General features: G+C 44.9%; 8 protein-coding genes and 9 pseudogenes. 4 read left to right on the top strand and 13 right to left on the bottom strand.

The genetic code is table 11. The features are described from left to right. Window position 1: 1 nt before the first annotated feature. Window positions 2-679, top strand: a complete 678-nt coding sequence (locus WDV74_RS17045) for an NAD(P)H-dependent oxidoreductase (protein ID WP_338885790.1) — start codon at window positions 2-4, stop codon at window positions 677-679. Window positions 680-770: 91 nt separating this feature from the next. Here the strand turns inward: WDV74_RS17045 and WDV74_RS17040 are convergent. The 5 genes and pseudogenes from WDV74_RS17040 to WDV74_RS17020 all read right to left on the bottom strand — a co-directional run. Then, window positions 771-1,057: pseudogene (locus WDV74_RS17040) on the bottom strand (recombinase family protein). A 118-nt stretch (window positions 1,058-1,175) separates the two neighbouring features. Next, a pseudogene (locus WDV74_RS17035) lies at window positions 1,176-1,928 on the bottom strand (Tn3 family transposase); the annotation flags it as partial. A 26-nt stretch (window positions 1,929-1,954) separates the two neighbouring features. Continuing rightward, window positions 1,955-2,242 (bottom strand): hypothetical protein, encoded by a 288-nt coding sequence (locus WDV74_RS17030; RefSeq protein WP_338885789.1) that lies wholly within the window; start codon window positions 2,240-2,242, stop codon window positions 1,955-1,957. After that, complete coding sequence (ltrA, locus tag WDV74_RS17025; RefSeq protein ID WP_338885838.1) at window positions 2,166-3,512, bottom strand: group II intron reverse transcriptase/maturase; 1,347 nt, start codon at window positions 3,510-3,512, stop codon at window positions 2,166-2,168. Before ltrA ends, WDV74_RS17030 begins: the two co-directional genes overlap by 77 nt. 552 nt (window positions 3,513-4,064) lie before the next feature. After that, window positions 4,065-4,347: pseudogene (locus WDV74_RS17020) on the bottom strand (Tn3 family transposase); the annotation flags it as partial. A 447-nt stretch (window positions 4,348-4,794) separates the two neighbouring features. Here WDV74_RS17020 and WDV74_RS17015 point away from each other — a divergent pair. Both WDV74_RS17015 and WDV74_RS17010 read left to right on the top strand, forming a co-directional pair. After that, window positions 4,795-5,354: pseudogene (locus tag WDV74_RS17015) on the top strand (recombinase family protein). Next, window positions 5,338-5,885, top strand: a pseudogene (locus WDV74_RS17010) (IS481 family transposase); the annotation flags it as partial. The pseudogenes WDV74_RS17015 and WDV74_RS17010, both read left to right, overlap by 17 nt. 262 nt (window positions 5,886-6,147) lie before the next feature. Here the strand turns inward: WDV74_RS17010 and WDV74_RS17005 are convergent. The 8 genes and pseudogenes from WDV74_RS17005 to WDV74_RS16970 form a co-directional block, all read right to left on the bottom strand. Continuing rightward, entirely contained in the window at window positions 6,148-6,645 is a 498-nt protein-coding gene (locus WDV74_RS17005) for a GNAT family N-acetyltransferase (protein WP_338885788.1), read from the bottom strand. Beyond that, window positions 6,636-6,908, bottom strand: a complete 273-nt coding sequence (locus tag WDV74_RS17000) for a DUF1778 domain-containing protein (RefSeq protein ID WP_338885787.1) — start codon at window positions 6,906-6,908, stop codon at window positions 6,636-6,638. Before WDV74_RS17000 ends, WDV74_RS17005 begins: the two co-directional genes overlap by 10 nt. 162 nt (window positions 6,909-7,070) lie before the next feature. Beyond that, window positions 7,071-7,687: pseudogene (locus WDV74_RS16995) on the bottom strand (Tn3 family transposase); the annotation flags it as partial. A 122-nt stretch (window positions 7,688-7,809) separates the two neighbouring features. Further along, a pseudogene (locus WDV74_RS16990) lies at window positions 7,810-9,972 on the bottom strand (Tn3 family transposase); the annotation flags it as partial. 31 nt (window positions 9,973-10,003) lie between these two features. Beyond that, window positions 10,004-11,121 (bottom strand): annotated as a pseudogene (locus WDV74_RS16985) (ISAs1 family transposase); the annotation flags it as partial. 71 nt (window positions 11,122-11,192) lie between these two features. After that, the gene (locus tag WDV74_RS16980; RefSeq protein ID WP_338885786.1) at window positions 11,193-12,116 is read right to left on the bottom strand and encodes a DMT family transporter; all 924 of its coding nucleotides are present in this window, start codon (window positions 12,114-12,116) and stop codon (window positions 11,193-11,195) included. Window positions 12,117-12,166: 50 nt separating this feature from the next. Then, the gene (locus tag WDV74_RS16975; protein WP_338885785.1) at window positions 12,167-12,673 is read right to left on the bottom strand and encodes an acyl carrier protein; all 507 of its coding nucleotides are present in this window, start codon (window positions 12,671-12,673) and stop codon (window positions 12,167-12,169) included. A 350-nt stretch (window positions 12,674-13,023) separates the two neighbouring features. Further along, a complete protein-coding gene (locus WDV74_RS16970; protein ID WP_338885784.1) occupies window positions 13,024-13,809 on the bottom strand; it encodes a condensation domain-containing protein in 786 nt (261 codons plus the stop codon). 50 nt (window positions 13,810-13,859) lie between these two features. Here WDV74_RS16970 and WDV74_RS16965 point away from each other — a divergent pair. Continuing rightward, window positions 13,860-14,240, top strand: a pseudogene (locus tag WDV74_RS16965) (DDE-type integrase/transposase/recombinase); the annotation flags it as partial. Between the last annotated feature and the right edge of the window lie 124 nt (window positions 14,241-14,364).

Raw genomic sequence — 14,364 nt, 5'->3', positions numbered from 1 at the left:
TATGACTACGTTATTACACATCGATTCCAGTGCACGCTATGGCAGTTCTGACGAAATTCCCCACGGCTCGCATACACGTCGGTTAACTTCGCGTTTCGTACAACAGTGGATTGCATTGCATCCCGAAACAAAAGTGCTCTACCGCGATGTAGGTCAGGAAGCACCACCACCTGTTACGGGAAAATGGATACATGCCGCTTTCACACCCGAACATGTTCGTGAAGATTGGATGAGAGAGGAGCTTAGGATGAGTGATATATTGGTGGACGAAGTGATACGCGCTGATCTTATTGTAGCTGGCGTACCAATGTATAACTTTGGGCCTCCTGCACAATTCAAGGCCTATGTTGACAACATAGTGCGGGTAGGGCGTACATTCGGATTTGATCGAAGCCGGAATGGCGAACCTTATTGGCCCCTGTTGGCAGGTGCTGGAAAACGCTTGGTCATCCTCTCTTCACGAGGTGATTACGGGTACCAACCGGGCAGTCGCCTCGGCAATCATAACTACGTAGAAAGAGCTGTACGCACCGCTTTTGCATACATTGGTGTGACGGATGTTCATGAAGCAGCCATTGAGTACGATGAGTTTGCCGATCATAGATTAGCCCATTCAATCAAACAGGCGGAGGCGGTTGTAGATGATCTTGTTTCTATGTTAGTCAACCGCTCTACTTAATCTAGGTTAGCGATCAACCCTTTTTCCTCTAGAGAATGCTTCCGCCGACATAAGGCGTAGAGGAAAAAGGGGATTATTGAAGAGCCTGATATCATGGGTGTGAAAGCAATTTCAATCCATCTGGACGTAATTCCCTTTTCGGTGATACATGTCGGTACAGTGTCTGCCGCGTGCCCGTGCTGTATGCCAAACCTGCCAGAGTGCGTTCAGAGATCAACTCACGTTCAAACTCAGCTAGCGCTACGAAAATACCAAAAACCAGTTTATCAGCGGCTGTTGTGGTATCTATAGATTGAGACCAACATCGCGCCCGAATCGGTCAAGTTTCCATACGACCAATGTGTCACCTGCTCGTAATGCTTTCAGGCAGTTTTCCAGTCCGGGGCGATCCTCGCGTTTGCCGGATGCCTGATCTTCATAAAATAGAGATACTCAGAATCACAATGACCATGGGACGAAATATGAAAAACGAGAGACTGGGAACACTATCAGACCGTCATACCAGTCGTCGGTTCATATCTAATTCTATACGGCCATATGGATTGATATAGTGGTTTATCAATGGAGATAGACCACGCCAATCGTCTTCTGTCATACGGTTGTGCCAGACAGGTTCAGCCAGAACATTCTGGATCAACAGCGTATTGATATAAACTAAGCTAATCTGCAACAAATTTAATGACAGCATAGACAGCTCCTGATCTTCTACCCGATTTGTTGTAAATTCACCGTGCTCACCATAAAAGATAAAATCATTGGCACTTAGAAGTCTGACGGATTTGAAAAATGGCGTTCACAATATGTGAAATTGCAGTCGCAATGCGTACTTATGAATGGATTTCCGTTTGACGTAACGCAATTCATCATAGTTAACATTCGGTTATTGGCTGGCTACACGTTTCAATCCCACATTGGTTCCTAAACCAAACAAACATAACAACAATCGGTGCTGTAATATGTCAGGTTCAAAGGCTTCCCGGCTAGCTGAGGTTCGAAATACAGATGAAAAATTTTCTCGTAAATCCACTTCCTTAAGTATGTCAGTTAACTCAAAATCAGCCCATCGTTTACCTATTTCATATTTCAGTGCCGATGTGTTGGGCGGTTCAAGTTGCTTATCCAGAGACGTTAGGCAAATTTTGTTTTTGCCGTGTTCTCTAAGGCGAACTTTCGTATTTTCTGGCAATCCTTTGTTCAAGATACCTAACCACTGATGCATGATTTCCTGAATTTGTACAATGAAAGTACTGTGTTGATATGACTGAAAATGAAACATTACGAAAAGAAGCCAAAGAATCCAGTAGAGGGGCGGCGCTTGGAATTCGAGTAGAGTCGAGATGTGGCGCGGTAATTTTGCAGGTCAGGCATATCTGTTGCCGCCTCTTTCGATTGGCGGTGCCTGACTGTCCTGACCATAAATCCCGTTTCCACACCCCGCTCATCGAACCGGACGTGCGCTTCTAACGCATCCGGCTCTCGGACAGGATCATGCCTTCGCCCACGGAAGCCTCTGCGGGAGCTTCGGCAACTGGATGAGTCCCAACTGATTATAGAAGTACTCATCGGGGTATCGCTTTAACCCTTTGCTTCGTTGCTTATGTTTCTTGCAGAGCCACCGGCGCAGCCGGGTTGTGGTATAGCGATCTATGAACCGATACGACTGTGTGACAGGGCCTAACCTGAAGTAGTTAGTCCAGCCCCCCAGTTTCTGGTTTAACCGCGTGACCATCTCACCGGCATCCATCCACTCCATGTTCCTGCTGGTCTGGAGTCTGACGGATTCGATCATCCGTTTAATGCTCCTCTTCGAGGGGCGAGTCCCTATATAAGCTTTCCTCGTCCTTGCTGAATACAAGCGTTTGAATGTGTAGCCAAGAAAGTCAAATTCCCCTTCCGGGAGCCTACACAGACGCGTCTTTTCTTCGTTTACCGTCAGCTTCAACTTCGCCATCAGCCCGCGCATTGCTGCCATTGCACGACTGGCGTTTCTGCGTTTGCAGCAGATCACCAGATCGTCGGCGTAGTTGACAATTCGTGCACCGAGGCTCTGTTCTATCCCCATCGCTTTCCTGCCCATAATGAAACGTCTCATGTACAGATTGGACAAGAGTGGGGATATCGGGGAACCCTGTGGTATTCCGCACTGATTATCCCGGTTTGCGGTTGTTCGCAGCACTTTACCATCTCGCATCTTTTCCTCTACTGGTGCTGCCAGCCATTGCTTAATCAATCGCAGGACGTTTCCGTCCACGATCCGACGCGCAACTGACTTCATCAGCTCGGGATGAGGTATGGTGTCGAAGTAACCTGACAGATCGGCATCTACAATATCGCTGTATCCGCTGGTCACCAGGCTGTGTACTTCCTGCACCGCGCTTTGTGCATTCCGGTTTCGCCTGTAGGCATGTTGCTCCGGTGGCAGGTCGGCTTCGAATATAGGTTCGAGCACCAACATTGCTGCCATCTGGCAAACTCTGTCTTTCAGGCAGGCGATCCCCAGCGGTCGGGTTTTCCCGTTTGGCTTGGGTATATGGACGCGTCTGACCGGTTTCGGGACGTATGTACCTTCCCGAAGTTGTTGCGCCAGTTCTCCGAGCCACCGTTCCACACCATATAACTCAATATCGTCGAAGGTCTGCCCATCCGTACCCGCTGCGCCTTTATTTCGGCGGCAACACTGGTACGCATAAATCAGCACACTACGATGGTATATTTTGTCGTACAACGCGTGGAATCTAAGCTCAGATCTTTCCTTCGCTTTCGCATGTAACGTCGTCTGCAATTCCTGAACGTATTTCGGAGTTCTTAGGTTGCCCAATCTCCAGTTCCTCATCACTTTCGGCGTTGTTTCTGAACTAAGGCTCCTTTCCTCCACCGGCATTACCCGGTTTCCCCGGTACTACGAGCCTCTCCGTCATCCTGTCGTGCCCGGTCTGGCCGTCACCGGTCACCGGTTGGTGTTAGCGTTCACCACACGCAGGACTTCCCGTGTTGCTCCGGTCTTCCTCTTGTATACATGCTGTCGCCACTACCCCGGTGGGGGTTGCAGGGTGCGCGTTTCGTTCACTTCCCCTGTAACTGGCAACCTTCCCCAATAATTTGGTGGGTCGGCCTCCACATTGCGTTTTTCGAGGCCTGTTCAGCGTTCACTCACGTTACGGCCTGCATACTCGCTGAATCACTAAAATGATCCTATACACCAGAGGCTTCAGCCGCTTTGTTACCGCCACGACTGCTCTGATTACTACCGGCTGGAACGAAAGTTGCCGGGCGGGGTTCGCACCCGCTGAAAGACCGTGCTTTTGCACGGCGCACAAGTTATTATACGTTAAGCCCCATTATTGTTTCGCCAGATATAATCGCTAGTCAAATTGATATGCTTCTAATCTAACGGAGAAAAACGGGATAACAGTTGATTATTGATCTCAATATCTTTGTGCTTTAAAAAACCGACAGTTCTTTCCATGTACACCGTATTCCACGATGTGATGCAGCAATGAAAAACGTCAACCCACTGACACGGTAACTCTGATTTTCCACAATCCTGTTCCTGATTTCGCTCGATGCACATTTCGGGTTTCACCTTTCAGACTAGCCCGCACCCGACGATGCGGTGCCGGTGCGAAAAATCAATCCAGAATGAATAATGTTTTTTCTATTCTTTTTAGACAGGAGATCTAATTATTGGAGGTATGACTGAACATTTTCATCTTTCAGTCTTAATTCACATCCCCTAAAACTCGCTTTGATACTGTTAAAGATTCTTTTTCCTTTGGGCTATCAGAAAAGCTGGCCTATTCATTGCTCTGTCGATGTAGGTAGTGTTCGATACTCTTATCAAGAGGTATCCCACATAATTTTGCCCACAAAAAAGTGTGTGATATGAATATATCCGCCAGTGTGGAGTTTTCTGCTGCTATCCATTGTAATTTTAAGATCGGTAAGTGTAACGGCTCGCGATAACAGAAAATAAAACTTCCCTGTACTACCTTATTATCTTTTTTGGGTCTACACCAAGGAGACATGCGATGAGACAATTTTTATGTTTTATTAGCGTTGTTTTGTCTCATTACAGTGCTACGTTTCCCTCATCTAAAGATAACCGAGACATTTTCATGGCACTTTATGGCTATGCCCGCGTATCAAGCAATGATCAAGATCTCACACTACAGACACAAATGCTTCGTGCCGCCGGTTGTGAAATTATCCAATCTGAAAAAGCCAGTGGTACCCAACGGAACGGGTGAGATGAACTACAACTGTTGCTGGACTTTTTGCGACCGGACGATACTCTGATTGTAACGCGGATAGATCGGCTGGCACGCAGCATTAAAGATTTGCAGGATATTGTTCATGCTTTGAATCAACGGGGAATTACCCTGAAAGCAACAGAACAACCTGTTGATACACGCACCGCAGCCGGAAAAGCCTTTTTCGATATGTTGGGCGTATTCGCCGAATTTGAAACCAACCTGCGCCGTGAGCGTCAACTGGAAGGGATTGCAGCAGCAAAAGCGCGTGGCGTGTACCGGGGTCGGAAATCGTCTATTGATCCCGCTGAAGTGTACCGTTTGTATGTGGTTGAAAAATGGGGGCAACGGCAATTGCCCGTCAACTCGGTATTGGCCGGGCCTCAATCTATCGTGTGTTAGATAACTATGGGCAGCCAGCGTAAATCCATTCCCACTGACTCCCTGTTGCAATTACGGCAACGGCTAGATCGCCTGCCGCCCAAAAGCCCGGAACGAACAACACAGATTGCAGCAGTGGCCCAATTGTACGATGTTTCCGTTACTACTGTTTATCGGGCTCTCCAGTGTGTTCTAAAACCCCGCACAATTCACCGGCGTGATCACGGTATCCCCCGTGTTCTACCTCCGTCTGAGTTAGAACATTATTGTGAGCTGATCGCTGCTTTGAAATTGCGTACGATCAACAAATCCGGCCGGCACTTATATCAACAGGACGAGCCATTCAGTTGCTCGAAGAGCACGGTGTGGAAACATCTCAAGGATTAGTGAAGACGCCTAAAGGATTGCTGCGAAAACCCACTGTTAATCGCTGGCTTTCTCTGTACCATCTCGACCAGCCTCGCTTGTTAAGGGAGCCGCCTGCCGTCAGGTTTCAGGCGGAATACAGCAATGATTGCTGGCAGTTTGATATATCACCGTCAGACCTCAAACATATTGATCGGCCGGACTGGCTTCAACAAACCAATGTTATAGGGTGTTAAAGTTGAGCATCGCGTTACTTTATTTTTAACCTGTACTTTTGCCAGATGGGGCGACAATTCGTGATCCGCAATACGGATCATGCGTTCATAAAGTTTTTTATCGCCCCAGCACAAAGAACGATAGCTCGCCGTTCAGGGGCGGGGCGAAGATGAAAAATTTCGAACCATTCATACACTGGTATCTGGACTACGCGCTGAGTCTGTGTAATCTGGAAGAAATGAAAAATGTGGTATTTTACAGTTTCGCTTTTACTGTGCCTAATGGAAGCATCAGTGTGTATGGTTCTAACGGTGACTGGGCAAAACCAAGACGGGTGTAGAACGATCGGGCACTTTCATCAATGGCGTGGACGATTATTGCTGAAATACCCACTTGTTCTGCCGTACTGGCGACGCGCTTCCAGGCATCTTGAAGAAGTAATGCGCCGAGTTTCTTCCCCTGATACTCCACATCGACAGCTAGGCGGCCGAGAAGTACCACCGGAATAGGATCTGGCATATTGCGTTTAAGCGATGAGGTCGATTCAATATGATTAATTGATCCCGCGCTGAGACAATAATAACCAATAACGTCTTTTGTACCTTCCTTGCAAATAACAAATGTGCGGCTCGCGCCAAGTTTATTATTTTTTAAAGCTCGGCGCGAAAGCCATTCGTTTAATGTTTCATGCTGGCAATAAAAATCATGGATATTATGTTCAGCCGTTAATATTTCAGGCGCGCTTATTCCCATGGTGCTTTATATCCCATGAGTTTTTTAAAGCCTGCATTATCAGAAAGCGGTTGCTCCAACATTTGCATGAATGCATCATATTTTTCGTCATTAACGAAAAAATGACGCTGATCAAGTATGGCTTCTTCAGCTGCACGGCAAGCTGCATCCAAGATGAAATCAGTGCGGGTCTTTGAGTGCAAGTTTGCGGCATGATCAATCAGTTCCCGCTGGAAGGCTTTCGCCCGGATGTTAATTGGCGTTTCTTTAGGTTGTGCTCTCATCATTCACCTGTATATAAAATGGCCAGAAAGTTATTATAGCAAACGTATAGCGAATAGCTATACGTTTTAACTATGGCTATTCGCATACAGGTAATTTGTCATGTTTGTTAGACGTTCCGACGATGTTCTTGGGGTTGTAAGCCGGAATCCAAGAAAATTCTGTCAGCCGAAATTCAGCCCTGCTATAAGTACATCAAGGTCAATAATTTTCCCGTTCTGGAAGGTATAATGCCCATTCAGCAAAATATGCTGCCAGGCAACGGGGGACAGTTGGGTTATCAATGCCTGTGTCTTGATGCTGTCTGATACCTTCGGTTTATTCAATAATCGGGATAAAATCGCGGAGTTATAGTAAATGATGGCGTTAGCAACTAATCGTCCACACTGATTACTGATTTCCGTTTCAATGTCGGTTCGTCCGGTGAGCTCCTTTTTTTGCCGCCGACCTGTGCGATGGCTGAACGGAGCTGATGATAAGATTCAATCCGGTTCTGTGAACGGTGTACATTTCGTTCTAACTGTGGATCCCGCAGGTAACGCAATGCGTAGAGGCTGCGTACCAACCGATCATACTCAAAGATAGCGCGCCGCGTTGGATTGGGTGCCGTATAAGTACACAGCTTACGAATAAGCAGACCTTGGGTCATTTCTTTCAACCCCAACGTGGCAACAATCCGGTCAATATTGGCTTTTTTGCGGATAATAAGTTGCCGATCAATCTGGCCGACGGGTTGAATCAGACATTTTTTGTACATTTCCGGATTATCAGCACAATATATTAAGGAGGTGCTCAAATATATATACTAATTATCTATTTTAAAAAATAATTTATTTATATTCAGTGTATTATTTAACTTAGTACAACCTGAGTATTAGTAAAAGCACACCGCATTAATAACATCTGGAGTTGCGCATTCAGGCTGGTGAAACGAGGTTCAAAACGCAGGCCGAACCAGTGAAGGATCGCGAAGTTAGCCTTATTAACACTGTGCATATCACCGGTGATAGCAGTTGGCTCGATATTCGAGGTGTTGCGATACCAGATATCAAAGACATGGTAAGCCTCATATTCGTTTGTGCCTATCAGATAACCGTTGAGAGGGACATGGTTACACAACAGGGTGTAAGCGACCACACCTTTGCCCCGTCCAAAATATTTGCGTGAGTGGCGCGCTTTCACCGTCGGATGATCAACTCCGAATTTCTGTCCATCGACCGCACCGTACAACACGTCAAGATCAAATGAATAATGCGGAAAGATCGGTAGTGTGGCAATCGCATTACTGATACAGTCATTGGCCGCCTGTAATGTCGCCTGGCGCAGATACTGCTGGTACGTATTTTCCAGAATGTGATAGGGAATATCACTGGTTCGAGCCATCACCTGATTACCGTGGTTCATAGCTTGTGCAATGATGACTGCCATCAAACTGTCCGTTTCGGCCTGTTTTTTCGCATAACGTGGCTGTAAAGGTTTCATCACCGACAGAAAATGGCACTGTTCATTCACAAAGCTGAGTACATCGGCAATATCGCAGAACGGCAGCCGGGCATAAAATGTTTGCTCCTGAGGCTTTCGATTATCTGCCTTGGATTTGCGCCAATGTAATTTCTGTGTGTCCTTCTCATATTCCAGATGTTTAAGTTGGCCTCGTTTCAGTTCGCGATTGAAAACCTGCCATTGTTGATGTAATTCCGATGACAGGGTATCCAGCAAAACATCAATAGGTTGCTTCAGAAAAGGGATCGCTATTTGCGCCAGAACATCGTGTTTTTCTTCATCTGAAACCAGCTCGTCGGAAAGATGGCGGTGTTGCAGGCTGTCATCCAGGTAAAATTCGCCTGACTGAAACCGTTTTCTTATCTGGCGGTATAGCCAGAACTCATAGCGGTCGGCATGCAAATGATTTGGATTGCTATTTTCGTCAAATATCAGCAAATACGGGCGCAGTCGTTTTGGTCAGGTTTCCGGCGGACATTCAGCCAGCGGACGCTGTGAAAAACGCTGTTTTTTGCTGAAGATATCTTTAGCCCAGATGAGCGCTTTAAGCCATGGACTGGCAGGATTAATACAGGCAAAATCCAGCCCAGTATACAGCGGACGCAAATGGCGGCGAACACGCCCCGCCAATTTGTCGACTGATTGCCAGTGCAGTGTCAGTTTTTTCAGTGGCTTACCGCGCATACGCCGTGCCGTATTTTGCACCGCGTCTCTTGGCATAATTGCCCAGGCTTGCTGACGTACTTCACCAAACGGTGTCATATCAGATACCCGATCATCGACATACAATGACAGCAGGCGATCCACCTGGGAAGTCTCCTGACGATGTTTATCTTGTTCATCGGTGAAGATCTTTTTTGCAATAGCCCGGCTTTCATCCTCCAGTTGCTTCATATGAAAGGTCATCGCATCAACCAGGTTGTCAGTAAACTGCCGATAACGCCACCAGGCATAACAAAGCAAATAGAGCTGTGTTTGATCGGTTTTCAGATTACGCAAATCGTAAATGGTGTAAAAATTCACCAAAATTGCGTAATACAGTAGGTTCTGCTGTGAAATACCCCAGCCTCTGGGTTGTAACACTTTAAAAATTTCATACAGGGGTTTCAGCGTAGCACGCTTTTCACGCTCTCGTGCCATCTGACGCCAGCCAAAATCTTGAGCATCTTGCCTGAGTACGGCCAGTTGAGACAACGTATCATCACGTACCAGCAGTTTATCCAGTAAGGCGGCAGCCGTTTCATCCAAAACCTCGGCCAGAATATTTCCTAGACGCTGGCGTTCAGCGGAAAGCGCCTGGCTGACCAGATCCTGTAGTGTGGTGTAACCGGGGCGGACAATTTTATTTTGATTAAGCCAGATGACCAATTCGGCGGCAACAAATCCTGGGGCAGCATCTTGCCGAACGATATGAGCCGCTTGTTGTGCGAGCTGAGGCAAAAATTCCCCAGACCAGGACTGATAGCTGAATAATCGGGTAATTTGCTCACGTTGAGTGTAACGTTCATGTTTAGTAATCAATTCACTCCTGAAAGATTCATCTTGGAAATAGTGGTTTATCACCAGGGGTTACGCATGAAATTTTGGTAGGCTAGAATTGATTAAATAACAGCGCTTCCATATAGCTATTATCCCACCCGGCTGATTTCTTTCGAGCACTCAAACTCAGTTTACTGTTGGTATCTCGTTTCACGATATTGAACGCCATTTTACGTAATTGGGCAAATATTCTTGTGGCGATCCGCTCTCTCATTCGTGAATCATCTTCTCGAAAAGTGACATCCAGAACCCAGTGTAAACTATTTTCGATAGCCCAATGCTTCCGTATGGCACTTAATTGAAAGGCGGGAGAATCATGGCAACTGCTTAGATAATAACGAAAATCAGAGGTCACTTTGTCAGAATAACGTTCTTGTCGTATCGTTTCCGTGACCAGAAGAGCCTGAATATCTGGCCAGGAACCTAAGTGTTTTGTTTCTGATGTCAGTGGCAGAACCCATCCACGTCGTCTGACGGTACGCCCATGGCTATCATCGAATTCATCATGATCAGGTTCAAGGTAAGGCTGTTGGATTATCTGTTGTTGCTGAAAATAGTTAACCGCTTCCGAAAAGGTTTTTCCCTGATTGCCTTTAAGGGGCAAAATATAATCGGCTTCACTCTCGCGTAGTTGCCGAGCAATTGTGCGTTGGCAGCCCATTGCATCAATCGTCACGAGATGCCCTTTCAATGAAAGCATCGATAATAATATGGGGATGCCTTAATTTCGTTTGATTTTCCGTCTACGGCACACTGACATAAGCTGAGTCCTTTCTCAACTGAGAATGCACTCACTACATGTAATGGGCTTTGTTCAATTTTCTTATCAAACGAATGGCGTAAACTTTTACCATCAATCGCAATGATCGCCCGCTTTTCTGAAGAAATATCATGGGAAACCCACTGATAAAAATGATATTCAAAGAGGTTCGGATTTAATAAACTGAAACAGCGTCGAAAAGTATCATGTGACGGAATACCGCCTTTGAGCGGGAGAAATGAACGCAGTCAATCCTTTTTTAGCTAACCGTATTGTTCAATATCAGTCCAGGCGTTAGCGCCGGCAATGACAGCGCATACCGCGATCACTAAGATATCAATAAAGCTGTGTTTGACCTTTCCCTGACAACGTGGATCTGGAAAATCAGAAAAGATATCCACTAATTCCTTCATCAGCATTCCTCTAAAAATGAAGGCATTATCCACTAAATATTTTCATGCGTAACCCCTGGGATAGAGATGCTTTACGTTCTCTGTTTTCGTCCGAATAAAATACTAAGGTTTTTTGCAGAATTAGTCACAAGAAGAACACCACAGATAATAATGATCATACCGACAATTTGAATCATAGTGATAGATTTTCCCATTATAAAACTGATGCATAGAGTAAAAATAGGAATTAAATTAGTAGTTATAGAAGTTTTTTCTGGCCCCAAGACTTGGCATCCTTTCGTCCAAAAATAGTAGGCCATGACCGTACCGGCGATTCCCATATAAGCCAAGAGACTCCATGAAAGGCCAGAGATAGCCAAATAATCGCCATAACTAAAGCCATCTGATAGGAAAGTAAAATAAGACACTGACATGAATACTGTACCAGAAAGAATTGTCCAGTAAGTTACTTGTACTGGTGGGATATGGGCAACTAGTTTTTTTGTTAGTACAGCATAAAGACCGCCACAAAAACAAGCTACTATAATCCATATATCACCTAGGCTGTAACTGAGAGTAGTGATATTGCCTTGAGTGATAACCAAGAAGACACCTGTGACACCTAATATCAGACCGATATATTGATTCAAAGTTACTTTTATATTAAGAAATAGTTTAGAAAAAATTACACTTATAAGTGGCATATTTGCCATTATTAATGCCCCATTTATGGGTGTTGTAAGTTTCATTCCAGCAAAAATAGCGTAATTAAAACAAAATACCCCTAGAAATCCTAATAACACTAAATAACCTATCTCTCTTAAGTCTAAATTCTTATTGCTTCCTCTATAGATAAAAATAGCAAATAAAAAAATCACTGAAGCGATTGCAAAACGAATGATCGATGAAACTATAGCCGGTAAATTTGTATCCAATGCAGCTATAGCGTTAAAGTTACTTCCCCAAAAAAACACTGCAGCAATAACCATAATCCATATATAACTGTTATTATTCATAGTATCTCCATTAGTTAGGATAGCCCGCTTTAGCGGGCTGTAAGTAATAGCTAACCTTCTGTCAGTGTTGTATTTTTAATAAAATTGAATACCTGCCCAAAAGCATCGGTATGAAACATAATATGCAGCGGTATTTTGATACCTAATTCACTCTCTATACGTGCTGATAGGCGCAGAATTGACAACGAGTCTGGTTTAGTCTGCCCTGGTTTATATCCAGTCTCTTTTAACCACAGTACACTGAGCTGGGATTTGAGATCTATCTCGTCAGGACGTTGCATCATAGGGTTACGATCATAGTCATCGTAAATGTTTATAGGGCTGTTACTCAGAACGGATACTTGCTCATGTAAGACCTGAAGATTTGGTTCCTGACCAATCATAACGGCTTGGATAATCTGTTGGTAAACCGAACTAACGACTTCTAGTTGCTCAGAACCTAAAACTTTCCCGTTAGCATTAAACACAATGTTGATATTGCCGGACATAATGTCTATACCAGCATTAACAAGCAGTGCAAAGTCAGCGTGTTCAAACCAGCGGATACGACCAATCATTTGTCTGTCCTGAAGCGCACTTTCATAAATGTGAAAATTGGTGAAATTAAACGCCGTTTCAGTTAACCGTTTAGTTTTAATATCGCTCTGGATAGAGGCATAGGGATAATTTCTATGGGAAGAATCTCCGTATAGCTTGCTGATAGCGAATGAATGAAATCATGTATTGTGTCAGCCGTTCCTGGCTGAGTACGCAGTGGTAATATATGAGATGTAAGCCAATAGTCTTGTCTCCTCCTTCTCTTTCTAACCGCATATTGCTGAAGATACCGGTAGTTATATCACTATCACCTGTAATGATATAGAGAGCAAAACAGTGGCAGGCCAAAAGTAACTGGTTGAGAGAAACATCATGAGGCCAACGCCCGATTTTTTAAACCCTCTGTTTCTTCATGTGTGTAATGTAAAGCACATTCGCTCCAGCGCGAACGTACTTCTGATGTGCTCCTTGGTAGCAGGTTATAGCGATAGTTCTTGAGATAGGTGCGCCAGAAATCAGCATCCTGATAATTATCTCGCGAATGCAGTTCGTGTGCGACAAAATCACGATAGTGTAAGAGAGTAATATTCTCAGGTAACTCATTAATTTTTCCTGCAACCAGGTTGCTGTAAAGGTTGAGGAGTTGTGTCATTAAGTTTGCCAGACTCCAACCATCCAAAATACAATGGTTAAAGCTAAATGCTAAATTGAATGTTTGCTCGGAGCAACGAATGGCGAAGAAACGCCCGATGGGAGCAGTAGACCAGTTGAACCCTGTCTGTTTTTCTTGTTCAAACCAATTATCAATAAATATGTCTTGCTCTGCCTTATCGAGATCAGAAATATCCAGTTCCGTTAGTGGAAGTGAAACATGGCTAAAAACAATTTGCATGATTTGTCCATAGTGACTGAAATCAAACGCAGTTCGTAAGATGTCATGTTCCGCAATAAGCATCTTAAGAGCTTGGCGGAATTTTTCACTGTCATAAGGTTTTTTTATTTCATAACACAGTAAATCATGAAATACGGATTGGCGAACATCGATTTCAGAATGGTAAATCATTCCCTGTTGCAATAAAGTTGCCGGATAAGCGTCTATTACGCCAGGTTGGATTTGTTTTTTTTGCTTTTCTGTCAACAAAGCAAATGGCGCCAATGCGGTATTTTTTTCACTGCATGAGTTTTAAGGCATTCAGCCATTTTTCTGATTGTTTGCTGACGGCAAAACGGGATGCTGCTGCACTGCGTTTCTTCCGCAAGGCCATACGCCAGCACGGGCGGCCTGAGGTAGTAACAATTGATAAAAGTGGCACCAATACCGCGGCGCTCACGACCCTTAATAACGAAATCGAACCGGAGGAGGCCATAAACATCCGGCAAAATACGTACCTGAATAACCTGATTGAACAGGATCATCACAACATCAAACGGCGAACCCGTCCCATGCTGGGATTCAAATCATTCCGACGGGTACAAACGCTCCTGGCGGGGATTGAATTGGTTGCCATGCTCAAAAAAGGTCAGTACCGGCAAGCGGAAGGCGAATGTTTATCGCCTGATGAACAATTTTACCTGATAGTTGTATAAAAGATAACCTCTCCACCATTACTCCGTTTGGCCTCCGTTAATGCGACAGAACCCTCAAAGCTAAGTGGTTGGGATGCGTTCATTACATTCTCTAATATTTTTCTGTAGCTACACGAAGAAGCTT

It is taken from the genome of Xenorhabdus sp. TH1 (assembly GCF_037260955.1).
In the GTDB taxonomy this organism is placed as follows: Bacteria; Pseudomonadota; Gammaproteobacteria; order Enterobacterales; family Enterobacteriaceae; genus Xenorhabdus; species Xenorhabdus griffiniae.
The sequence above is the reverse complement of the archived record's forward strand: the minus strand, read 5'-3'. Positions and strand labels throughout refer to the sequence as shown.